General features: G+C 49.8%; 18 protein-coding genes and 1 pseudogene. 17 read left to right on the top strand and 2 right to left on the bottom strand.

Annotation, left to right across the window (positions count from 1 at the left end):
* Nucleotides 1-93: 93 nt before the first annotated feature.
* The 3 genes from ACFPQ4_RS01410 (at nucleotide 94) to ACFPQ4_RS01400 (ending at nucleotide 3,377) form a co-directional block, all read left to right on the top strand.
* Nucleotides 94-1,494, top strand: coding sequence for an ABC transporter substrate-binding protein (locus tag ACFPQ4_RS01410; protein ID WP_378109929.1), 1,401 nt, complete (start codon nucleotides 94-96; stop codon nucleotides 1,492-1,494).
* 62 nt (nucleotides 1,495-1,556) lie between these two features.
* Entirely contained in the window at nucleotides 1,557-2,519 is a 963-nt protein-coding gene (locus ACFPQ4_RS01405; RefSeq protein ID WP_378109928.1) for a carbohydrate ABC transporter permease, read from the top strand.
* 3 nt (nucleotides 2,520-2,522) lie between these two features.
* Nucleotides 2,523-3,377: a carbohydrate ABC transporter permease gene (locus tag ACFPQ4_RS01400; RefSeq protein ID WP_378109927.1), complete on the top strand. Its 855-nt coding sequence runs from the start codon at nucleotides 2,523-2,525 to the stop codon at nucleotides 3,375-3,377.
* 424 nt (nucleotides 3,378-3,801) lie between these two features.
* Here ACFPQ4_RS01400 and ACFPQ4_RS01395 read toward each other — a convergent pair whose 3' ends face one another.
* On the bottom strand, nucleotides 3,802-4,164 hold the full coding sequence (locus tag ACFPQ4_RS01395) for a hypothetical protein (RefSeq protein WP_378109926.1): 363 nt from the start codon (nucleotides 4,162-4,164) through the stop codon (nucleotides 3,802-3,804).
* Between the two features lie 797 nt (nucleotides 4,165-4,961).
* Between ACFPQ4_RS01395 and ACFPQ4_RS01390 the strand changes: the two are divergent.
* The 7 genes and pseudogenes from ACFPQ4_RS01390 to ACFPQ4_RS01360 all read left to right on the top strand — a co-directional run.
* Nucleotides 4,962-5,204, top strand: a pseudogene (locus tag ACFPQ4_RS01390) (AAC(3) family N-acetyltransferase); the annotation flags it as partial.
* Nucleotides 5,205-5,256: 52 nt separating this feature from the next.
* On the top strand, nucleotides 5,257-7,935 hold the full coding sequence (locus ACFPQ4_RS01385; RefSeq protein ID WP_378109925.1) for a glycoside hydrolase family 10-like protein: 2,679 nt from the start codon (nucleotides 5,257-5,259) through the stop codon (nucleotides 7,933-7,935).
* Between the two features lie 60 nt (nucleotides 7,936-7,995).
* Nucleotides 7,996-9,087, top strand: coding sequence for a HupE/UreJ family protein (locus ACFPQ4_RS01380; RefSeq protein ID WP_378109924.1), 1,092 nt, complete (start codon nucleotides 7,996-7,998; stop codon nucleotides 9,085-9,087).
* A 125-nt stretch (nucleotides 9,088-9,212) separates the two neighbouring features.
* Nucleotides 9,213-11,549: a LamG-like jellyroll fold domain-containing protein gene (locus tag ACFPQ4_RS01375; RefSeq protein WP_378109923.1), complete on the top strand. Its 2,337-nt coding sequence runs from the start codon at nucleotides 9,213-9,215 to the stop codon at nucleotides 11,547-11,549.
* A gap of 33 nt (nucleotides 11,550-11,582) precedes the next feature.
* Entirely contained in the window at nucleotides 11,583-12,692 is a 1,110-nt protein-coding gene (locus ACFPQ4_RS01370; RefSeq protein ID WP_378109922.1) for an SGNH/GDSL hydrolase family protein, read from the top strand.
* A 227-nt stretch (nucleotides 12,693-12,919) separates the two neighbouring features.
* Complete coding sequence (locus ACFPQ4_RS01365; protein ID WP_378109971.1) at nucleotides 12,920-13,126, top strand: RNA polymerase sigma factor; 207 nt, start codon at nucleotides 12,920-12,922, stop codon at nucleotides 13,124-13,126.
* A 104-nt stretch (nucleotides 13,127-13,230) separates the two neighbouring features.
* On the top strand, nucleotides 13,231-14,025 hold the full coding sequence (locus ACFPQ4_RS01360) for an arylamine N-acetyltransferase family protein (protein WP_378109921.1): 795 nt from the start codon (nucleotides 13,231-13,233) through the stop codon (nucleotides 14,023-14,025).
* A gap of 150 nt (nucleotides 14,026-14,175) precedes the next feature.
* Here ACFPQ4_RS01360 and ACFPQ4_RS01355 read toward each other — a convergent pair whose 3' ends face one another.
* Entirely contained in the window at nucleotides 14,176-15,207 is a 1,032-nt protein-coding gene (locus tag ACFPQ4_RS01355; RefSeq protein ID WP_378109920.1) for an SGNH/GDSL hydrolase family protein, read from the bottom strand.
* 241 nt (nucleotides 15,208-15,448) lie between these two features.
* Between ACFPQ4_RS01355 and ACFPQ4_RS01350 the strand changes: the two genes are divergently transcribed.
* The 7 genes from ACFPQ4_RS01350 to ACFPQ4_RS01320 all read left to right on the top strand — a co-directional run bounded on the left by ACFPQ4_RS01350 (nucleotide 15,449) and on the right by ACFPQ4_RS01320 (nucleotide 22,764).
* Nucleotides 15,449-16,318, top strand: a complete 870-nt coding sequence (locus ACFPQ4_RS01350) for a MurR/RpiR family transcriptional regulator (RefSeq protein ID WP_378109919.1) — start codon at nucleotides 15,449-15,451, stop codon at nucleotides 16,316-16,318.
* Between the two features lie 170 nt (nucleotides 16,319-16,488).
* Complete coding sequence (locus tag ACFPQ4_RS01345; protein ID WP_378109918.1) at nucleotides 16,489-18,066, top strand: FAD-dependent oxidoreductase; 1,578 nt, start codon at nucleotides 16,489-16,491, stop codon at nucleotides 18,064-18,066.
* Between the two features lie 27 nt (nucleotides 18,067-18,093).
* Nucleotides 18,094-19,038: an ROK family protein gene (locus tag ACFPQ4_RS01340; protein ID WP_378109917.1), complete on the top strand. Its 945-nt coding sequence runs from the start codon at nucleotides 18,094-18,096 to the stop codon at nucleotides 19,036-19,038.
* A gap of 24 nt (nucleotides 19,039-19,062) precedes the next feature.
* Nucleotides 19,063-19,944 carry a sugar phosphate isomerase/epimerase family protein gene (locus ACFPQ4_RS01335; RefSeq protein WP_378109916.1) on the top strand — a complete coding sequence of 294 codons (882 nt, stop codon included), beginning with the start codon at nucleotides 19,063-19,065 and terminating at the stop codon, nucleotides 19,942-19,944.
* Between the two features lie 44 nt (nucleotides 19,945-19,988).
* Nucleotides 19,989-20,753, top strand: coding sequence for an MBL fold metallo-hydrolase (locus ACFPQ4_RS01330; protein WP_378109915.1), 765 nt, complete (start codon nucleotides 19,989-19,991; stop codon nucleotides 20,751-20,753).
* Nucleotides 20,754-20,846: 93 nt separating this feature from the next.
* Entirely contained in the window at nucleotides 20,847-21,905 is a 1,059-nt protein-coding gene (locus tag ACFPQ4_RS01325; protein ID WP_378109914.1) for a Gfo/Idh/MocA family protein, read from the top strand.
* Between the two features lie 19 nt (nucleotides 21,906-21,924).
* Nucleotides 21,925-22,764 carry a Gfo/Idh/MocA family oxidoreductase gene (locus ACFPQ4_RS01320; protein WP_378109913.1) on the top strand — a complete coding sequence of 280 codons (840 nt, stop codon included), beginning with the start codon at nucleotides 21,925-21,927 and terminating at the stop codon, nucleotides 22,762-22,764.
* Nucleotides 22,765-22,811: the final 47 nt, after the last annotated feature.

Here is a 22,811-nt window from a genome sequence, read left to right as displayed (position 1 = left end):
GGTAGTTCCTTATGCGCTTACGGTACAAACACTATAATTTTGATAGCGGTTACAAAGTAACTGTTAAGCGTAGAAAAGGGAGGATATAAAGATATGAAACGTATTCTTACTACGAGCACTGCCATTCTCATGTTGACTTCCGTTCTCACCGCGTGCGGCGGCGGAAACTCGAACAACAATGCAAGCCCGGCGGGTAGCAGTTCCGCGCCTGCGGCTAGCAGTGCCGCTCCGGCGAGCGACAAACCCACGGAGAAAGTCACGATCAATCTTTGGAGCTTCACGGACGAAATCCCGAACATGACGACCAAGTATATCGCAACGCATCCAGACGCGAACGTGGAGTTCAAAACCACGATTATCGCGACGACGGATGGCGCTTACCAGCCTGCTCTTGACCAAGCGCTCGCAAGCGGCGGTAAGGATGCTCCTGATATCTATGCAGCCGAAGCTGCTTTCGTCCTCAAGTACACGCAAGGCGACGCATCCGACTATGCTGCGAATTATGCTGACCTGGGTCTTAGCGACCAAATGGTTAAAGATGCCGGCATCGCTCAATACTCGGTCGACATCGGTAGCAAAGACGGCAGTCTGAAAGGTCTTGCTTATCAAGCTACAGGCGGCGCTTTCATCTATCGCCGGTCGCTTGCTAAAGACGTATTCGGATCGGACGATCCTGCAACTGTCAAAGACGCAATCGGTCCTGGCTGGGATAAGTTCTTCGATGCCGCTGCTAAGCTGAAAGCTAAAGGTTATGGTATCGTTTCCGGCGACGGCGATCTGTGGCACCCGATCGAGAACAGCTCCGACAAGGGCTGGATCGTAGACGGCAAGCTTCATATCGATCCTAAGCGCGAACAGTTCCTTGATCTCGCTAAGCAACTGAAAGACAAAAACTACTCTAACGATACGAAAGACTGGACGGAATCCTGGTACGCGGATATGTCCGGTACCGGCAAACAACCGATCTTCGGATTCTTCGGACCAGCTTGGCTCATTAACTACGTAATGAACGGCCAAGTTAAAGACACGAACGGCGACTGGGCAGCAACTGAACCGCCAACTGGCTTCTTCTGGGGCGGCACGTGGCTTCTCGCGAACAAGGAAGCTGCTAAGGACGATGCTAAGAAAGCAGCCGTTGCTGATTTCATCAAGTGGGTAACGCTTGATACTTCCGAGACGGGTCTTCAATACTACTGGGCTAACGGCACGATGAAGGATGGCGAGCAAGGTACGAAGGATAGCGTAGCTTCCTCCGTCGTTATGTCCAAATCCAACGGCGAAGTTGCATTGCTTGGCGGACAAAATATGTTCGACGTATTCGTTCCGGCCAATGCTAACGCTACAGGCAAAAACCTTACTCAATTCGACGAGTCCATCAACCTCATCTGGCGCGATCAAGTACGTGAGTACACCGCAGGCAACAAAACCCGCGAGCAAACGATCGCGGACTTCAAGCAAAAAGTTAAGGACGATCTCGGAATCGAAAGCGAGTAATTCGGCGCCGAAGGGGCGGGGCTTTCCCGCCCCTTTATATTACTAGATATGGGGTGAGAGCCATGCGCCGCAAGGGTGTAAGCTATTCAAAATTTGGTTATATTTTCAGTTTTCCATTTGTTCTCGCGTTTCTAGTTTTCTCGTTATATCCCGTACTGTACACCGCGGTCATCGGGTTTACGGACATGAAGGGCGTAATCCCTAAGCCGATTCACATTCTTGATAACCCGTTCCAAAATTTCAAGGATCTCATCTTTGACAATGTCTCGTTCAGAGAGTCGTTTACCAACACGTTTATTATCTGGATTGCCAACTTTATACCTCAGATCGTGCTCGCGCTCTTGCTCACCGCTTGGTTCACGAACCAGCGCCTCAAAGTGAGGGGGCAAGGCGTATTCAAAGTTTTACTCTACATGCCGAATATTATCACGGCGAGTACGATTGCCGTGCTTTTTAACTCTTTGTTCTCGTACCCGATGGGTCCCATTAACACTTTGTTCGAGTCGCTAGGTTGGATTGATAATCCGGTCAATTTCCTGCAGGACAAGACGACTGCACGGGGAATTGTGGCGTTCATCCAATTCTGGATGTGGTACGGAAATACGATGATTATACTGATTGCAGGCGTTATGGGCATCAATCCCGCGTTATTCGAGGCTGCTGCAATCGACGGCGCCAACGGGTTCCAAACTTTCTTCCGCATAACGTTGCCAAGTCTTAAGACGATAATGCTCTACACGTTGATTACGTCGACGATCGGCGGTTTGCAGTTGTTCGATATCCCGCAGTTGTTCCTAGGCGGCGGTCCGGATGGCGCAACGCAAACTACGTCCGTGTTCATATACGGTCAAGCGTTCAAGGGAAGTTATATGTTCAATCGCGCGGCGGCGGCGAGCATGGTCATGTTCGTAATTGCGGCGATCTTGTCGGGACTGTTGTTCTACTTGATGCGCGACCGCGATGCGGCAAAACTTAAGAAAACACAAAAGAAGCTAGCTACGCAAGCGAAGGCAAGGGGGCTGTAAGACATGCAAAAAATTCAAAAGGATGCTACAGTCTCCCGTAACATTAATAGGACGATAATCTACGTTGTAGGTATCGCCTTGTCGCTGCTCAGTATCTTGCCGTTCTGGATTATGTTCGTCAACGCTACGCGCTCGACCCCGGAAATTCAAAGCGGGCTTTCCTTGTTGCCGTCTACGCACATGATGACGAACCTGGACGTGTTGCTGAGCAAGAGCTTCGATCCTCTTAAGGGATTTTTCAACTCGCTCATCATATCGGGTACCTCAACGCTTTGCGCGGTTTATTTCTCGTCGCTGACCGCGTACGCGCTGGTCGTATACAACTGGAAAGGGCGCCAAGCGTTCTTTACCTTCATCATGTTAGTCATGATGATTCCAGCACAGGCAAGCGCTATCGGATTTTATAAATTCATGTATCAATTGCATTGGACGAACAACTTCCTGCCGCTGATTCTACCTGCCATTGCTGCGCCGGCGATCGTGTTCTTCATGCGGCAATACTTGCTCTCCACGCTATCGATCGAGATGGTGGAGGCATCGCGTATTGACGGAGCGGGCGAATTATACACCTTCAACCGAATCGTCATCCCGGTTATGATGCCGGCTATCGCAACGCAGGCCATCTTTGCCTTCGTGGCCAGCTGGAACAACTTGTTCATGCCATTGATCTTGCTTACCCAGAAGGATAAATATACGTTGCCGGTCATGGTAAGCTTGCTTAAAGGCGATATTTACAAGACGGAGTTCGGTTCGATTTACATGGGGCTGGCGCTTACGGTGTTGCCGCTGTTCGTAATCTACTTCCTGTTGTCGAGGTATATTATCGCGGGCGTGGCGCTTGGCGGAGTGAAAGAGTAAGGATAGTTGGCTTAAATGAATGCGAGAGGGTTACCCGGCAGACGGTTGCAATTGGCCGTTTGAGGGGTAACCCTTTTTTCGAAGACAAAGGTGTGAACCCATTTGCTGATGCTTTTCCGTTTCGCTGTATAGATGATAAGGTGAACCGTATCATAAATAAGGGCAAGTTTTTTTGCGGAGTTCCTTGCGGGGCATGGATTTGTATATATGTGTGTAGTTTTCGGGCTACGGTAATGCTGAAAAGGTACATAGGGCAATCGTATTTTAATTGGACCATCCTCGTCACATCCCAAGGAAGGAAGGGGGCTTCGTGAACGGAGGAGGCTCCCCGAGGCTAGGAAAGAAAAGTGTCAGAAGTGTCAATGCTGGCAGCGAACGCGCTTCTGACGGTACTTTAGCTTTGCAGAAAGGGAGGGTCTCTAGATCACGATCGTAAAGGGCGAGGGGGCTTGCGTCTGGACAAAGAAAAAGCCCCGTCCACCTTGTCGGTGGAGGGGGCTGCGACGACGAGACATTGTCGTAGCGTCTCGTCGAATTCCAGTTCAATGCCTCGAAGCTTTTGGCCTTGCTGTACGGATATCTGCTTCACTATGGTCTGTATTAAGGTCTTCTGCGTTTCGACTGGAGAGGTCTGAAGAAGCCCGTTGAAGTCGCTGAGCGCCTTGCGTACAAGGTGGAGCGGAATGGGTTCCGCTTGGTTTTCGTCAAGCTGGCGTTCCGCTTCGGATTTCCGGTTTGCAAGTACGTCGTACTTCGACTTCAGCTCGTTGATGCGCTCGACCAGCATGTCGTTGTCGATCGCGTCGCTTTCGTAGAGAGCAAAGTACCTCTGCTTCTGGGAGTCTAGCGTCTTCAGCTCGCGTTTGATATATGAGTTGGAAACCTAAGGTGCTGCGGATTATCATATTATCGTATATTGCCTTAAGCTTCTATGAGCCTTTTTGGAGATTGCTTATCAGAGGATTGCTGGAGCCGAATTTCACTTGGAATTATATGGGTATAGGTGGCACAGGAATGACGGGAGATTATTGGGTCATCCTAGCGGTTATCACACTAGGTTTGTGCTGAAACACTTCATATCGAGCTTCCGTATCTGTGGGTTATTTTACCCTTTGATGCCATGTTCTTTTTAATAACCTCAGTATGGATACTTTATTTTAGAAAAATGTATGGTAGAGAATCTAGACCTAGGTGGAGTCGTGTGAACAGTGTGTTGGTTTTTCTTGCAGTTGGGTTGATCCCATTAGAATATATACTGTTCAATAGTGGAGCACAGCATGGTCTATTAGATCGAGTGGGGGTATTTGTTACATTTGTTCAATGGATATTTCTTAATCTAGCAATCTATCCATGGGTCATTTGCGTGTTTTGAATAGACGAATTAGCTAAATATCATTTGGCATACCTCCTTGAAAAAGGGACGGTATCATGGTTTTTGTCGTGCGACTGACTATTTTTGAAGGTTATATCCATTATTAAATGTAAATTTAGAGGAAATATCTATTGATCATTTTCGTGACCTACTTTATGATTTGAATAATGGAATCTGACTATTGAATTCGAGGGGGGGCATTCCTTCCATGCATGCAAAAAATAGGAGAAGTAGACGGAGGGGCGGATACGGTTCTAGATGCTCTATCGGATTATATGAAAGATGGACTGCTCGTCCTGCCGACGCATACCTGGTCCTATATTAACGCGGACAACCCTAGATTTTCCGTGGATGGTTCGCCGGTATGCGTAGGGCTCTTGCCAGAGCTATTCCGGAAGCGTCCCGGTGTCGTACGTTCCGCCCATCCGACTCACTACGTGGTAGTTGCTAGTAGGAGTAGATCTTCGCTGCAATACTTTTAGCAATTACATATGGGGGTAACTATCTATGAACCTGCTTCGCAAACCATTTTCCGCATTCGTCATTTTATTCGTATTGGCGGGCTTTATATTGCCTGCCGGCCAAATGAAAGCGCATTCCGAGCCGATTTCGGCGGGGCCGTCCCTGCTTTTGGATGACGGTACAACCCAGATGGTCGATTTAATTAACCAAGACAGGACGCAGGATCGCATTGCCGTCTATACGCGCAAATACGGAGAGAAAACCAAACCTTTTGATTCCGCTACGGTCGAATACATCGTTTCCGGCAATACCGTCGTCGTGATCAACACGAAGGGCTTAAATGGGACCAACATCCCGACGAAAGGGTTCGTGGTATCGGTACCTGCGGCGGGGCCTTTCGGTAAGATCGAAATCGGACAAAAGCTGACGCCCGCCAATATGGAGGAAGTGACCCTTCCGCCAAACTATATTCAAATCGGCGGTCTCTCGGTTGGAATCGATAGATTTAACGATATTCGGGGTGAAAGCGAAGTGGTTTTGTTCCAGCCGAGCTATGGTTCCAGTACCCATACGAATCCTTGGGGGTTAGAGTTCACCATAGTAAATGATCAGGTCACGCATGTGGTTTCCGTGTCGGACCAGGCTGCGAACAGCACCCTCGTCGATAATGATTCCCTGATTCCCGCACAAGGGTATGTGATCTCCATTCATACTTCTAGTCCGTATTTCGCTCGACTGGACGGCAAGTTAAAAGTAGGCGACTCTGCGAAACTCGTATTAAGCCAACAGGAAGAGGGAGTAACCTACAAAGTCATCCAGACCGGTTATGACGAACTTAATTCGCCGATCCGGGATTTGGACAAAATGGTCGTGTACGACAGTTCATTCGGAAAGAAAACCGACACCAATTCTTGGGGGAACGAGGTGACGGTTGACGCCAGAGGAGTTGTCATCCGAAACGGGGGCAACAATAGCGATATTCCCGAAGGAGGGCATGTCATTTCGGGAGTCGGAACAACGGCCGCTTGGCTGTCCGTTAATGCCAAGGTTGGGGCTACCGTGCGGATAGACCAAACGCGCAAACAGATTACGGTCGTGTATACTCCGGAATCGTATTTGAATAAGGCCGAAATCATGCTGGAGAACGCGAAGGCGGGACTCCAAGTTTCCAAACAACGTTATCTGGACGTCCCTTATTCGCAAATAGAGAGTGAGATCGCATCGGCCCGAAGCTTGCTAGAGCAGGCTCGATCCAAAGTGGATAGCGGCGATTATTCAGGGCTCATCTCTTTGCTGGGGGAGTTGGACCAGAAGGCGGAAGATACGCTGTTCATGAACTACGAGTCGCGAAAAGTAGAGACGCGGGGAGTATGGAGAAGACCGACGGAAACAAGTCTCGAGCAGGTCAAAGAGACTCTGGACAAGATCGCGGGTCTTCATATCAACTCTATTTATTTGGAAACCTGGTGGGACGGGTTTACGATCTACCCTTCCCAATCGAAGGATACGGAATTGAATCCGATTTATGAAGGCTTTGACGTAATGAAGGCCTATATCGTGGAAGGGAAGAAGCGTGGCATCGAAATTCACGCCTGGGTGCAGAACTTCTATGTCGGACAAGGGCATACGAGCCCGGTTTACGACGACCATCCGGAATGGACGATGCTCAGTAGAAGTGGAAGACACTATAGCATGGGTAGCGATCGGTTCAGACATTACTTCTTTAACCCGGCTTTGCCGGAAGCCAGAGAATTCGTTCTATCGGTGTATAAAGAACTGGTCAAGAAGTACGATCTGGCAGGGTTACATTTGGACTTCGTCCGTTATCCGGAATCCGGAGATTATACGAACGACTTCTCTTACGATCCTTACACCCGAGACTTGTTCAAGAAGAAATACAAGGTAGATCCGATTGATTTATTTCCGGGCGATGACTTATGGGAGAAATGGAACCGGTTCCGGATCGATATTATTAATAGTTTCGTAGACAAGGTTGCTACGGAAATCGTTCCCCTCCGTCCCGGCATGAAGCTCACGGCGGCCGTATGGCCAGATTACGAGAGTTCCCCGCAGAACGTGCTGCAGGAGACGAAAAACTGGACGAACAAGAAATATATGGACAATATTTTCCAGATGTCCTATGTGCCGGATGCGGCCTTGCTTGAAGCCGATGTGAACAATTCTCTGAATTTGATGAACTACAATGGCTTCGTTACTAGCGGCATTGCCACCAATTTGAATTTCACCAAGTCCTCGATCGTCGAACAGGTGGATGCGGCTTATCGGTTCGGAGCGTCCGGAGCGTCTTTATTCGAGTGCGAGTCCCTATTCGAAAACGGTTATGATCATGATTTGCGAATCGGTATTTACCGTAACGAAGCAATCATGCCGGATTATGCGACAACCAAACCGCTGTATACGATTCTTGAAGAGATCGCTCGTAAAACGAACGAGGTTTACGTGCCGTTAAACGGGATGAATCAAAACGATGCAGATGAAATCTCCCAAGGGCTTCTGGACGAATTGAGCAAATATAAAACGCAGAATAAGATGAATCGCGAAATTGTCCTGCCTTTGAAGGAGTATGTCATGCAATTAGGTTCGAAGGTCAGGAATCATCCGTCCATTGACGCGGAAGTGAAAAATCGCATGATCGACGATATGCATCGCGCGATCAAAATCATGGATATTTATCTCTCGAAAACGAGAGGCAAAACGAAGTAGATTGCAGAAAAGCTACTAGAAAGGCCAGCATCTACATTTTCCATCTTGACGGAGGCTCCTATGAAAAACATCATGCTCAGACTGATTGCGAGTACGCTATTCCTTTGCATTGGGATGTCATTTTATTTGTTGCCATCAGCCGAGGCTCATTCCGGTACGTTCGTATTTACGGAGGTTTCCTCTAAGGATCAAGATCTATACGTTACGCTTCGATTCGACACGCTCACGGCGCTTGAAATACCCGGGGACATCGATATGAAGCTGGACGGCAAGCTAGATGAGGAGGAGTTGGAGGCGGCGCTCACGACGGTTATTCGTCCGTATCTGGAGCAGGGATTTACGGTCAAGAACAACGGAACGAAGCTGTCGATGGAAATGGTAAATAGCTCGATGCCTAATCCGAATATCGTGAGGCTTGAACTCAAGTATTCGGCGGATGAACCTATCGACAAGATGGAGATTCACTATGATCTTTTTTTTCACAGAGCTCCTTCCCACAATAATATCGGCACCTTCCGCCTGGCCGACGGAAGTACGCAAGAGTTTATTCTGAATGCATCGGACAAAGTCTGGTCTTATCGCTTTTCCGATCCGGCTCCGAGCTCATGGGCAACGATAAAGGACTTCGTTTCGCTTGGAGTGCACCATATTTTGACGGGATACGATCATTTGATATTTCTCCTGGCTTTATTGTTGGTGGCATCCAAGTGGCAGCGAATTCTGCTGCTGATCAGTTCATTTACCGTCGCTCACAGCATTACGTTGATCTTAGCGGCGACCGGTGTGGTTACGCCTGTGTCGAGATGGGTGGAAGCCTTAATCGCTTTGTCGATCGTATATGTGGCCGTTGAAAATGTAGTGGTGCAACGAGCTATGCAATATCGTATCATTCTGGCGTTTGCCTTTGGATTAATCCATGGGTTCGGTTTTTCCAGCGTCTTGAGGGAGATCGGTTTGCCGAAAGGGCATGAACTCGTGGCGCTGCTCACATTTAACGTCGGAGTAGAAATCGGCCAACTGGCCGTCGTAGCTTGCGTAACTCCGCTGCTCTTGTATGCCAGAAAGCAGTCATGGGGTGCGGCTTCGCAACGTTATGCCTCTTTAATGACCGGAGTTGTCGGACTTTATTGGTTTATCACCCGCATTATATAGAGGAATTATTTATTATTTTATAATAAAAAGAAAAAAATATTTTTTATTGAAAGGAATTCGGAAAAAGGGCTGGAATATAGTTATTGAATACCAGAATCCACAAAAACCATAGACAGGGGAATAACATGAGAAAACTATCAAAGATTTCATTACTTGCAGTTCTGGGTTGTTCATTGCTGCTGCCCTCAAGCTTTCAATGGAATCAAAGCAACACGGCGAATGCGGCGGAAAAGCCGCTCGTAAGCTTTCCGGTGCTCAGCGACATTCATATGTTGCAAAACGATTACGTCTCCGAGCAGAAATTCACTAATGCATTAAATGATCTTAACAAAATCAATCCGAAATCCGACGCGCTCATTCTTAACGGCGATTTGACGATTACGGGACGAAACGAAGATTATGATTTGATGAACAAGGTTCTGAAAGCCGCTCCCCATCCGAAAAACGTGTTTTATACGATCGGAAACCACGAATTCTATAAGGCGTGGTTCGATCCGAAGACGGGAATCAACAATCCGGACGGTTTCCCGAACGGGGAAACGGAAAAGATGTCGATCGACCGGTATTTGAAGAAGACCGGTACGAAGAAGCTGTATTACGATCAATGGATTAACGATTATCATTTCATCTTCCTTGGTTCGGAGAAATACCGGCAGTCCGATCCGACTAATGGAGAAGATGCCTTCCTCTCCCAAACGCAGTTGGACTGGCTAAAAACGAAATTAAAAGAAAAGGCATCCGCCAACAAGCCGATTTTCTTGTTCCTGCATCAGCCGATCGGATTCACCGTGGCGGGTACGGACATGTCGGCACCGGAAAATGCCCGCGCAGTCATTCAGTACAAGCAATTGACGGAAATTCTGGCGAAATATCCGCAGGTCATTAATTTCTCAGGCCATACGCACTGGTCGCTCGGCCTGCCGAACCAAACCGTTCAATATGAGTTCACGATGGCGAACTCCGGAAGCGTACGCGATCCGTATAACGACAAGGACCAGCCGCTGGGCGGGGCGCAAAGCGACGGCCTATACGTTCAGGCATACAAGAACAAAGTCGTTATCAAGGCGCGCGACTTCAACCAACACAAATGGTACAAGCAAGTATATACGATCAACTTCCCGTATAAGGGGAAGAAGAACCCGAATCAACCGAAGGAACCGGAAGCCTTGTCTTGCGCCGAGCCGGTAAAAGCCGATCTGATCGATTACCGCTTCGAGAAATCGGCAACGGAAGACAGCTCCGCGAGCAAAAACAACGGCATCGAGGCAGGAACGCCAACGGTTCAATATGATCCGGCATTCGGAAAGAACGTCCTCGTATTGGACGGTAAGTCCTATGTCAGAATCAAGGATAACGCGGGTCTTCGTCCGGATGCGCTGACGTTGACAGCGCAATATTCCTTGAATTCGTTGGAAGGCGTCCAGGATATCGTAGCGAAAAATCAAGGCTCCGATTACGGATTTGAATTCAATCCGGACACCAAGCAAGTTGAAGCCTGGTTCTATATCAAAGGAGATACGGAATCGAAATATCTCATAGCAAAAACACCTCCGATAAAGGCAAACACGGTGTACACTACAGTGGCTACCTATGACGGTAAAGAGTTGGTTATGTATCAGGACGGAGTTAAAGTGGACGCTCAAGCTTTCAAAGGCAAGATCAGCAATTCCGGGGTCATCGTCGATTTGGCGATCGGGGTAGACCCTGAGCCGGATGACGCCGTAAGAAGCTACGCCGCGGGTAAAATCGGCCTCGTTCAAGTGTACGGAAAAGCATTGAGCAAAGAGCAAGTCGGCTGCTTGCAGCAACAACTGAAAAATCAAGTAACCGCCGACCTCGTTGACTATCGGTTTGACGTTTCGGCGATCGAGGATAGTTCCCCGGCCAAGAACAACGGAATTGCGGTCGGCAATCCTACGGTTCAATTCGATGAGGCGTTCGGGAAAAAGGTACTCGTTCTGGACGGCAAGTCTTATGTTCGAATCAAAGACAATGCTGCGCTCCGTCCTGATAAGTTAACGCTCGCCGCTCAGTTTTCTCTAGATAAGCTGGATAGCGTTCAGGATCCCGTGGCTAAAAACCAGTCGTCCGATTACGGCTTGGAATTTAACCCCGCAACTCAGAAGCTGGAAGCATGGTTCTACGTGAAAGGCGATACGGAAGCGAAATACGTGATCACCACGACACCTGAACTAAAAGCCAAAACGGTGTATACCGTTGTCGTAACTTACGACGGCAATGAGCTGGTCATGTATTTGAATGGTGCGAAAGTCGATAGCAAGCCGATGAAGGGGAAGATTAGCACTGGCGGAGATATCGTTGATTTGACGATCGGCGTAGATCCGGAACCGAACGACACGGCCAGAAGCAACATGACCGGCAAAGTCGGTTTCGTCAAGGTCTATTCCAAAGCGCTGAATAAAGATCAAGTTGCCGCGTTGTTCGCGGGATTGAAGAAATAACGAATTAGCGATAGCCTTCTTTCTTGCTAGCCTTTGGCGGGCGGAAAGAAGGCTTTTGTTTTTGAAGATCATTCACAGGAGCGACGATGCTATGTAAAAGAAGAAGGGGAGATCGGAATGGAATTGAAGTGGCATACTCCGCATGATCAGCCGTTTCATGTCGCAGGTTTTGCTTGGTTCGAACAAGATCGGATCTATCGGAGACTTCCGCAAAATCCGTCGCACGCTCTTCCGGAGGCTGTTGATTATCTGGCCAATAACACGGCTGGCGGGCAGATTCGTTTTCAAACGGATTCGAGCAAATTGTCCATAAAAGTAAAATTGGATGGAAAGGCAGATATGAACCATATGCCTGCTACGGGACAATGCGGCTACGACTGTTATATCGGAATGCCGGGCGAGCAGACTTTTTATAGCACTGCCAAATACGATCATTCGAAGGAAGAATACGAGGTTGATCTGTTCGAACGCTATGATGGGGGACTCCGGAACATAACGCTGTATTTTCCCCTCTATAGAGGGGTGAAGGAGATTCTGATCGGTCTGGATCAGGGAGCGGCGCTCGTATCGCCTCCTCCGTATGACAGTAACAAACGGATCGTGATTTACGGCACTTCGATCACGCAGGGAGGCTGCGCTTCGCGTTCGGGAATGGCTTATCCGAACATTTTGAGCCGCAAGATCAACTGGGAATTTATTAATTTAGGGTTCTCAGGAAGTGGAAAGGGCGAAGCGGAGGTAGCCCGGGTTATCGGAGAGATTCCAGACCCGGCGCTTTTTGTTCTCGATTATGAAGCCAATTGCGTGAGTCCGGAGCTGTTCGCAACAACACTGCCCGAATTTATCAGAATTTATCGCAGCATGCATCCCGAGGTGCCGATTCTTGTACTATCGCAAATCCGTTTCGGGCAAGAGCTCTTGGAGCGCGCACAGCTCGACATGCGATTGACACGGAGAAAAATTCAGATTGATACCGTCCGCGAATTCCGTGAACAAGGCGATAACCATCTCTTTTTCTATGACGGAGAGTCTCTGCTAGGCAGCGATTTCGCAGAATGCACCGTGGACGGCGTTCATCCGACGGATCTCGGCTTCTGGCGTATGGCCGATCATCTGGAACCTGTGTTGAGAACCTATCTATAAAGTTTCCTTTGGAATCGCCCAACCTTGTTCAAATCTATCCTCTCGGGAACGCAGATTCAAAGCTTGGAGGCTTATATTTGGACGGTCGCCCGATATACTTGGGTCCATTGGGTGAAAAAGCGTGCGCACGCTCCCAAGTCCATCGAAATCAACGGGGTGTCCGATTGGCTAGCCGATCCGGATCCGATTCCTCTTGACCATCTGCTTGAAATCGAAGCCTACCGGACATTGCGCCGGGAATCACCTTCCTATCTAGCATTCATCGCCGAATTGTTGTCATGTATTACTATGATGGCTTTAAACAAGGCGAAATCGCCCAAGCTCTCGACATCTCTGTCGGTACGGTAAAATGGCATATGCATGAAGCCAGTGTTAAACCGATCCGGTTTACCGGAGATAGAGAACGGAATAGCGACACTGGGACTCGTCGATAAGCTAAATGGTTCTGCCGCTATCGATTATTCCGGTTGGAGACCTGACGGAAGTTTCGAAGCGCGAAAATTACAAATAGACTAGAATCAAAGGAGTTGAATGATCCATGACTGAGCGGAAGGATGGCTTGAAGCCGAAAGTTCAATCTTACCTCGATCGGATCGGTTTTACGGGTCCGCTGGATGGGAGCGCGGAAACTCTTGCTATGCTGCAGGAACGTCATCTGCATGCGGTCCCATACGAGAATCTGGATATTGTGCATCGGATTCCGTTATCGCTGGGAATCCCAAAGCTTTTCGACAAAATCGTTGTTCGCCGCCGCGGCGGGTATTGTTTTGAACTTAATGCCCTGTTTGGGTGGCTTTTGCGGGAGTTAGGATACCCGGTGACGGATTTCATGGCGCGGTTCTGGCGGGATGAACCGAATACGCCTCCAAAAAGGCGTCATCATGTCCTGAAGGTTGACGTTGGGGATGATTCTTATCTTTGCGATGTGGGCGTAGGAGGGATCGTGCCGCGCAGGCCAATCCAAATAATTGAAGGTCTTAAGCACGATCAGGAAGACGAGCGGTATGTTCTGAAACGGGATCCCTACTTTGGTTGGGTATTATGTGAGTATAAGCACGAGCAATGGGAATGGCTGTACTCCTTCACCGAGGAACCGCAGCTGCCGAAAGACTTCGAAATGGCCACCTTTTGGTGCGAGAACGCTCCCGACTCCATTTTCATCCGCGACAGCATGCTCGCCGTACGGACGCAAGAGGGGCGCAATACCATTGCCGGCGAGGAGTTCCGCATCTTTACATCCAACGGTGTCCGCGTATTTACTCCGCAGAGCAAGAGGGAATACGATGAGGCTTTGCGGACGTACTTTGGGATAGTCTTGGAGAAAACCGTTTGACGACGCCGATCCATTTCCAGAAGAGGAGAGGTGACATGTATTTGAAAACCTGATTTGGCAGGTTTCTGGGATAGTATTCGGTTTTTGGAACCCACATCTTGAAACAAGTAAGAAGCCGGTGCAATCGCTGCACCGGCTTCTTACTTGTTTCTACTCGATAATGAATCCTTTGAAATCGAGATGAGTGGATACTCCGGAGAACACCTCCAGGCGATGAAGGCCCAGATCCAAAACGCCTGCGTTAGTTTCCGTTTCCTTCAGTGCCAAGGTCACTCCGTTTATTTTCAAATAAGTGCTCGAAGAAGGCGTTCCTTTGAACGCTTTTAAGGTCAACGCTCTCGTGGAGTCTACGAACACCCATGCCGTCATGATCTTCGTGTCCGAGTTTTCAGCCTTCGAATAATCGACGTATACCTTGAAGGGATCCTTCGGCTCTTCAGGCATCGTCAACCAATCTTCCGGAACGCAATTCGAAATCCTTTGGGTGGAGTAGTCGATTTTGGCATACCCTTCGATCGCGAGAGTCATGGGACAGAGACGGGCAAACAGCAACTCCGCCTCGTATTGATGTCCGACATCTCCGAAATGAAGACGGTCCGAAATGATGCTTTGAGAACTATATGAAGAATACAATAGAAATCTCTCGGTCAACCGGCTCATATCGATTAAAGGCAAACGGTATTCCTCCGCGAGCTCCCGCTTCACTTCGTTGGCCACGGAATCGATATGTCCGTTCGTTCTCATGGGATATTCATCGGCGTAGATCGTCATGACTCCCGGCTGCAGAATCGCTTGGGTAGTCAGAAGAAAGGGTTGAATACGTTTCGAATAACACCATTCGATGATGTCCCGAATATGCCCCTCGAAACCGTCCCTGTATGCTTTCTCGTTCGGATACATCAGCCGGTCATTGATTCCGAAGCCGATCCCGATCATCTTTACGTCCGCATAGGCGGAGGTCGGACCAAATAACGGTTCCAGATTAGCACTTGCCCAACTGGCGATTTGACCGCTGAATCCCGCGTTATAGATGCGCAACGCTTCATTTCCGGTCGCTTTCCTTAGAATTCCCTCCAGTTTCTTGGAGAAGGAATTAGGCGAGATGCTGTCCATTCCAACCGTATTGGCTTGCCAGTCCGTGGTGTTGACGCCGTCGATCGTACTGTCTCCGAAGAACGCCACCGGAAACTTGCTGCCTTGAAGCCATTCGGTCCAGGCGTCATTGAAAGTGTATATCTGGGTTTTCAGGCGAATTCCTCCTAGGATAATGAATGTCTCCTTATGTTAGTTCAGTTCGTTAAATAGTGGAGTTTTCCTTTATATTTCATGAAGTAAATAATTGCTCTGTTGTTAACGACTTGTCAATCCCTGCGTAATCAACTATCCTTTAACTATGAAAATCGATGAAAAGCGGTGGTAGAAGATGTCTAGATTAGGGACAAAGCTAAATCAATCGAATACGCTTCTTATGATATCGAGCATTTATTCTTCCCTCACGAAAGCGGAGAAGAAAGTAGCGGACGTCGTTCGGAATAACCCGGAGGAAGCGGTACTGGCCACAGTCACGGATTTATCCGAACAAGCCGGCGTAGGCGAAACTTCGGTCATCCGTTTCTCGAGGAAATTAGGCTTCCGCGGGTTCCATGAGTTCAAATTGTCGGTCGCTCAGGATTTGGTGGACCGGCCGCACTCCGTGTCGAACACCGATATCGAAGATGATGACGATTTAATGACCGTAGCCCGCAAAGTGACGATTAAACACGAGATGTTGCTGAAAAACACGCTGGATCTCGTGAACGCGGACAATCTTCAAGCGGCGGTGAATAAAATTCTCGCCGCCAATAAGATATACGTCTACGGAGTAGGCTCCTCCGGCATTACGGCGTTGGATCTCCATTACCGACTGATGCGGATCGGGATGAACGTAGAAGCCCACAGGGACGCGCATATCATTGCGATGTCCGCCGCATTGGTGAAGAAGGGCGACCTAGTATTCGGCATATCGACGTCTGGGAGTACGCGGGACTTGGTGGATCCGATCCGTCAAGCCAAAAAGAACGGAGCGGACGTGATCTGCCTAACGAGTCATCTTCGTTCCCCGATTGCCGCTCACGCCGATACGGTGCTGCTGATGCCTTCCAGGGAAATGCCCATGGAGGGCGGGGCATTGTCCACGAAATACGCGCAAATTCATTTGCTCAATATTTTGACTACCTTGCTCACCATGAAAAGGGAAACAGCGAAGGATTCGTTGGAAAAGACGGCGATCTCAGTGGCGGACAAGCTTTACTAAAATACGAATTTGGCAAGGGAAAGGTCTTAGGATCTTTCCTTCTTTTTTGCTGGAAATTAACTCCTTTCAATGGTGGATTTTTTGTTCTATTACAAAATAAATAGTGGAGTAATTATTTATTACGTGATACGATAATAGCATAATAATCTCTGCAATTGAAAGGGACGCATATGAAAACATCGGCAGATATCGTAGTGTTGGGTGGAGGGTTAGGCGGCTGCATGGCCGCATTGGCTGCCGCAAAAAGCGGTCTTCACGTCATTCTCACGGAGGAGACGGACTGGCTCGGAGGTCAATTGACCAGCCAGGCTGTTCCGCCGGATGAGCATCGATGGATCGAGAGCTTCGGTTGTACGCGTACTTATCGGGAATTCCGCGAACGGGTCCGGCGTTATTATAAGGATAATTATCCTCTGAAGGAAGAGCCGTCCCTTAACGAAAGACTGAATCCAGGCAACGGGTGGGTCAGCCGGCTTTGTCATGAACCGAAGGTCTCGCTGCGGGTAATTGAAGATATGCTTGCGCCCTACACGAGTAACGGGCGTATCCTCTTGTACCTAGGATTCCGACCGGTAAAGGCCGATGCGAACGGAGACTTCGTAAACTCGGTAACGGTCTTTAATGAGTCTACGGGCTCACGGGTGACGCTTACGGCAGCGAGCTTCTTGGATGCCACGGAGTGCGGTGATTTACTTCCACTTGCAGGCATCGAATATGTTACGGGAGCCGAGGCGCGTAGCGAGACCGGGGAACCCCATGCGCCGGATATCGCGGATCCGCTCGATATTCAATCGATTACGCACGTGTTCGCTCTCGACTACGCGGAAGGCGAAGACCACACGATCGGAAAACCGGAGCAGTACGATTTCTGGCGGACGTTCGTGCCAGGCTTCTCCCGTCATCCGTTGCTAAGTTGGGTCATCCCGGATGTGAGCGCAACGGATGAGATGAGAGAAATCGTCTTTATGCCGGATGGAATCGAACCGATGCCTTTATGGACATATCGGAGAATTATAGACGCTTCCTTATATGAGGCTGCTTTCTACGAAAGCGATATCACTTTGGTGAACTGGAGCCAAAACGATTATTTCCTCGGCCCCGTTTATGAGGTTTCGGAGGAAGAGAGACTTGTGAATTTGTTAGGAGCGAGGCAACTTAGCCTCTCGCTCGTATACTGGCTGCAGACGGAAGCGCCCCGTCCCGACGGAGGCAAGGGTTATCCCGGCATAAGGCTTCGTAAGGATGTTCTAGGGACGGAAGACGGATTGGCCAAGTATCCGTATATTAGGGAGTCAAGGCGGATCAAAGCCGTACAGACCGTTACGGAAAACGACGTCAGCCGGGAGGTGCGCGGAGATCGGGGAATTCGCAGGTACGAGGACAGCGTCGGGGTAGGCAGTTATCATCTGGACCTTCATCCGACGACCCGGACCAACCGGATGTGCTACATTCCCAGTTATCCTTATGAAATTCCGCTGGGCGCATTGCTGCCGATTCGGGTCAAAAATGTGCTCCCGGCTTGCAAGAACATTGGGACGACCCAGATCGCCAACGGATGTTACCGCCTTCATCCGACGGAGTGGAATATCGGCGAATCCGCGGGGTACCTAGCCGCTTATGCGATTAAGAATGGAATTACGCCGCATGAGGTGCGTGCCGATAGCGACCATCTGAGCTCGTTCTTGGAGCTGTTGGATCGGGAAGGAATTCAAACCCACTGGCCGGATGAAGTCGCGAAGCAGGAATGAACATGTCGTAAAGGAGTGTCGGCAGCAATGAAACATTCAATAGGGGTAGATATCGGGGGAACGAAAATTCAGTTTGCGACGGTCGATCCGGAAGGGCGGATCGTGCATAGGCACTTGATTCCGACCGAAGCGCACCTTGGGCCGAAGCAGGTCATGGACAAAGTGATGATCGGCATTGACGCGCTGGCGTCTTTATACCCTTCTTTGAACGAGATAGAGGGGATTGGCATCGGTAGCGCAGGCCAAATCAATTTCCGGACGGGGGCGGTCGAATTCGCCGGAGATACGATGCCGGGGTGGACCGGAACGGAAATCAGGAGAGACGTGGAGCAACGTTTCCGCAAGCCGGTGTACGTCGATAATGACGTGAATGTAATCGCGGTTGCGGAGAAGGTCTTCGGCGCAGGCCGAAATTATAACAGTTTTGTCTGCTTGGCTTTGGGAACCGGCCTCGGAGGAGCTATCGTGGAAGCCGGTCAACTCGTGCGCGGATATTTCGGCGGAGCCGGAGAATTGGGGCACGTATCGGTCGATTTCAATGGTCCGCGTTGCGGCAGCTGTGGCAATAATGGCTGCATCGAGTTGTATGCATCGGGTACGGGAATTGCCAGATTAGGCAGCATTGCGCTCGAAGGAAGCTCGGCTGAGCACGGCTGGGAAGCGAATTCCAGGAGCATCATTCAAGCATGGCTACAAGGCGAACCTCTTGCCGCCGAGGTGATGGATCAGGTCATCCGGGCACTTGGAGCAGCTATCGCAGGGTTCATTCATATGTTTAATCCCGAAGCGGTTATCATCGGAGGGGGCGTGTCGGAAACGGGGCGCGTCTTTTTCGAAAGACTGGATCAGGCGGTACAAGCTCGAACTTCGACTGCCATGTATAAAGCATGCAAGCTTCTTCCCGCTTATGTCGGCGCGGATGCGGGTGTGATCGGGGCCGCCGCTCAAATATGGTACCATGGCGATTTTTAATGAAAATAGCAGGGAGGAATTACGTTGAAATTGACGAACAAAATCGGAGTCATCGCGGACAGCTTTCGTTTGCCGGTGCGAGAAGCGCTGCTCAAAGCCAAAGAAGTCGGTGCCGAAGGAGTCCAGATTTATGCGGTGAGCGGAGAGATGGATCCCGAGAGCTTATCCGGACCGGCACGTAAAGAGTTGAAGAAGTATATCGAGTCTCTCGGTCTCGACATTTCCGCGCTCTGCGGCGATCTGGGAGGACACGGGTTTCAGGACGGCGCCGCCAACGCGTTGAAAGTGGAGAAGTCAAAGCGCATTCTGGATCTGGCCGTAGAGTTGGGCACGAACGTCGTGACGACCCACATCGGCATCGTCCCGAGCGAACATAATGCCGTGTATGAGTCCATGCAGTCAGCATGCGAGGAACTGAGCCGCTATGCGACCGGCATGGGAGCGTACTTCGCGATCGAGACCGGACCGGAGCGCGCGGCGCATCTCAAGGCGTTCCTCGATACGTTAAGTACCAAAGGCGTATCCGTCAATTTCGATCCCGCGAATATGGTCATGGTAACCGGAGACGACCCCGTGCAAGGAGTTAAATTGTTAAAAGATTATATCGTACATACGCATGTCAAAGACGGGGTCCGTTTCAAGGAAGTCGATCCGCGCGAAGTATACGGGGCTCTTGGCTTCGAACCGATGGACCACGGGAAGATCGCCGAGATGGTCGCATCCGGCGAAGCTTTCAAGGAGGTTCCGCTCGGAGAAGGGGGCGTGAAGTTCGATGAGTACTTCCAGGCTCTTCAAGATATCGGGTATAACGGCTATCTAACGATCGAGCGCGAGGTCGGGACCAGCCCGGAAGAGGATATCCGGAAGGCCGTGCAGTTCATCCGGCAATACCGGAAACAAGCATGAAGATACATTTTCTGGGCACCTCAGCAGCGGAAGGATGGCCAGCCTTGTTCTGTCGCTGTCCGCATTGCGCCAAGGCTAGGGAACTAGGCGGCAAGAACATCCGCACGCGAAGCTCCGCCATTATCGACGATACGCTGAAAATCGACTTCCCTCCGGATACGCTGCATCACGTTCTGCGCGACCGGATCGATCTCGGATTGGTGAAGGACTTGTTTGTGACCCACACCCATTCGGATCATCTGAGAGCGGAAGATTTGGAAATGAGACTGCCTGTCTACGCGCATGGACTGGATCATCCGCTGCGCGTTTACGGACATGACGCCGTTGTCCGTAAATGTCGGGAAGCGGTCGGAAGACCCGGCGCCGAGCACATTTCGATCCGGCGGATTTTGCCGTTCGAGACCGTGGATACGGGGACGACACTCGTAACGGCGTTGCCCGCTAATCATGATCCGGACGAAACTTGCCTGCTCTATTATATTGAGAAAGACGGTAAGAGCATCTTTTACGGGCATGATACCGGCCTTCTTCCGGAAGAGACCTGGAGCTGGCTGGCGAGCCGGAAGCTGGACTTGGCGATCCTCGACTGCACGAACGGGAATCTTCCGTTTACCGGAAGCCATCTGAATATCGAAGCGGTACTCGCTATTCGAAATCGGCTGAATGACGCGGGGATTCTCCGGAACGGGGGACAAACGGTCGTAACCCATTTTTCTCATAACATCGGCTTGCTTCATGATGATCTGACGGCGATATTCAACCCGGAGTATATCATCGTCGCCTATGATGGCATGGTTATATCCATTTAAAAAAATATAATATCCAAATTAAATAAAAAATGTGGAAAATAAATCCCTTTGGTGTTACCCTAATAGCGAATACAAAACGTGGAGGTACGAACTATGTCCAAGATCAAAGTCGCTATCATCGGCTGCGGTACGATTGCAAATTCCGCGCATATCCCGGCTTACCTAAAGAATAACGAAGCGGAGATTAAATATTTCTGCGATATTAACCTGGAGAAGGCCGAGAAGGCCGTCAAGGATTACGGTTGCGGAACGGCAATCGCGGATTATAGCGAGCTTCTGTCGGATCCGGAAATCGAGGCCGTATCGATTTGCACGCCGAACAATGTTCATTCCTCTATCGCCATCGACTGTCTGCGCGCAGGCAAAAACGTTCTCTGCGAGAAACCGGCCGCCAGAACATACGCCGACGCGCTGGAAATGCAGAAGGTTCAGCACGAAACCGGCAAAGTGCTTAATATTGGCGTCGTAAACCGTTTCAATACCGGAGTAAACATCATCAAGAACATGATTGAAAACGGCGAATTGGGCGAGATCTATCATGTATACGCGAGCTTCCGGTCCCAGCGTTCGATCCCGGGTCTTGGCGGAGCGTTCACCACGAAAGAAATCTCGGGCGGCGGAGCACTGATCGATTGGGGCGTTCACTTCCTCGACATCGTTATGTACTGCACGGGCGACCCGCGTCCGAAGACGGTAACCGGGAAAGCCTACAGCAAATTGGGACGCGATATGAAAAACTATTCCTATTTGAACATGTGGGCGGGACCACCCAACTTCGAAGGGACCTATGACGTGGACGACTTCGTCACCGCTATGATCCGCACGGAAGGCCCCTCGATCACCTTGAACGGCGCTTGGGCTCAGAATATCGGCGTCGATGAAATGTATATCGATTTCTTGGGCGATAAAGCGGGTATCCGTCTCCAGTATGGTTCCGATTTCAAACTATACAGTGCCCAGAACGGCGCTTTGCTGGAAACAACGCCGAAATTCAACGCGAAGGACATGTTCCAGAACGAGGTTGATGCCTTTTTGCAGTGCATCGGGACAGGAGAGAAACTTCCGTCTCACATCGATACGGTCATTTTATCTTCCCAAATCATGCAGGCGATTTACGATTCTTCCGAAAGCGATTCAGAAATCAAATTTTGAGCGGATTGGGGAAAACGAGATGAAAAAAGTAGGTTTTATCGATTATTTTCTAGATGAATGGCATGCGGAGAAATTTCCGGAATGGATTGAAGAAGCGTCTGGCGGTCAATATAAGGTCGTCTACGCTTATGGTAAGATCGATTCTCCGGAAGGCCTCTCCAATGCCGACTGGTGTGCGAAAAAAGGCATTGAGCTGCTTGGATCGATCGAAGAAGTCGTCGAGAAAAGCGATTATTTGATCGTCTTATCCCCCGACCATTCGGAATTTCACGAGGAGCTTTCCCAGCTCCCTCTTCGATCCGGTAAGCCGACTTATATTGATAAAACCTTTGCGCCCGACAGAAAAACAGCCTTGTCGTTGTTCGACCTCGCGCATAAGCATGGAACGCCTATGTATTCCTGCTCCGCGCTGCGGTTCGCGACGGAATACACGGAAACCGATCGGCAAGGAATCGCAACGATCGCGAGCATCGGACCAGGCCGGTTTGAGAATTATGCGATCCACCAGATCGATCCTGTCGTTTACTTGATGGGGAGCGCTCCTCGGCGTCTCATGTGGATCGGGACGGACAATTCTCCGGCATTGCTCATTCAGTTCGCGGACGGGCAGCAAGCGGAAATTCGCCATTTTGGTTGGGAATGCCCTTTCGGCTTGGTCATCAATTATGCGTCGGGCAACGCCAAATCCGTCAAACCGGAATCCGATTTCTTCGCTGCCTTCATTAAAGGGATGGTTGCGTTTTTCGAATCCGGCATACCGGCGGTAAACGAGTCGGAAACAATCGCCATCATTACGATTATCGAATACGGCAAGCTAGCGGCAGAGACCCCATACCAGTGGGTCGATCTTCCGGAATAAAGCTTAGGGACTGCACGAAAAAGGGAGTTTGTCTTCACCGTCGCGGT

It is taken from the genome of Cohnella yongneupensis (assembly GCF_042655785.1).
GTDB lineage: Bacteria > Bacillota > Bacilli > Paenibacillales > Paenibacillaceae > Cohnella > Cohnella yongneupensis.
Note: the sequence above shows the minus strand (reverse complement) of the source record. Positions and strands in the feature narration are given on the sequence as shown.

What these genes read in the sequence shown, in the direction of transcription:
- ACFPQ4_RS01410 (WP_378109929.1), top strand. Translation starts at nt 94, where the DNA reads ATGAAACGTATTCTTACTACGAGCACTGCCATTCTCATGTTGACTTCC.
- ACFPQ4_RS01405 (WP_378109928.1), top strand. Translation starts at nt 1,557, where the DNA reads ATGCGCCGCAAGGGTGTAAGCTATTCAAAATTTGGTTATATTTTCAGT.
- ACFPQ4_RS01400 (WP_378109927.1), top strand. Translation starts at nt 2,523, where the DNA reads ATGCAAAAAATTCAAAAGGATGCTACAGTCTCCCGTAACATTAATAGG.
- ACFPQ4_RS01395 (WP_378109926.1), bottom strand. Translation starts at nt 4,164, where the DNA reads ATGCTGGTCGAGCGCATCAACGAGCTGAAGTCGAAGTACGACGTACTT.
- ACFPQ4_RS01385 (WP_378109925.1), top strand. Translation starts at nt 5,257, where the DNA reads ATGAACCTGCTTCGCAAACCATTTTCCGCATTCGTCATTTTATTCGTA.
- ACFPQ4_RS01380 (WP_378109924.1), top strand. Translation starts at nt 7,996, where the DNA reads ATGAAAAACATCATGCTCAGACTGATTGCGAGTACGCTATTCCTTTGC.
- ACFPQ4_RS01375 (WP_378109923.1), top strand. Translation starts at nt 9,213, where the DNA reads ATGAGAAAACTATCAAAGATTTCATTACTTGCAGTTCTGGGTTGTTCA.
- ACFPQ4_RS01360 (WP_378109921.1), top strand. Translation starts at nt 13,231, where the DNA reads ATGACTGAGCGGAAGGATGGCTTGAAGCCGAAAGTTCAATCTTACCTC.
- ACFPQ4_RS01350 (WP_378109919.1), top strand. Translation starts at nt 15,449, where the DNA reads ATGTCTAGATTAGGGACAAAGCTAAATCAATCGAATACGCTTCTTATG.
- ACFPQ4_RS01345 (WP_378109918.1), top strand. Translation starts at nt 16,489, where the DNA reads ATGAAAACATCGGCAGATATCGTAGTGTTGGGTGGAGGGTTAGGCGGC.
- ACFPQ4_RS01340 (WP_378109917.1), top strand. Translation starts at nt 18,094, where the DNA reads ATGAAACATTCAATAGGGGTAGATATCGGGGGAACGAAAATTCAGTTT.
- ACFPQ4_RS01325 (WP_378109914.1), top strand. Translation starts at nt 20,847, where the DNA reads ATGTCCAAGATCAAAGTCGCTATCATCGGCTGCGGTACGATTGCAAAT.
- ACFPQ4_RS01320 (WP_378109913.1), top strand. Translation starts at nt 21,925, where the DNA reads ATGAAAAAAGTAGGTTTTATCGATTATTTTCTAGATGAATGGCATGCG.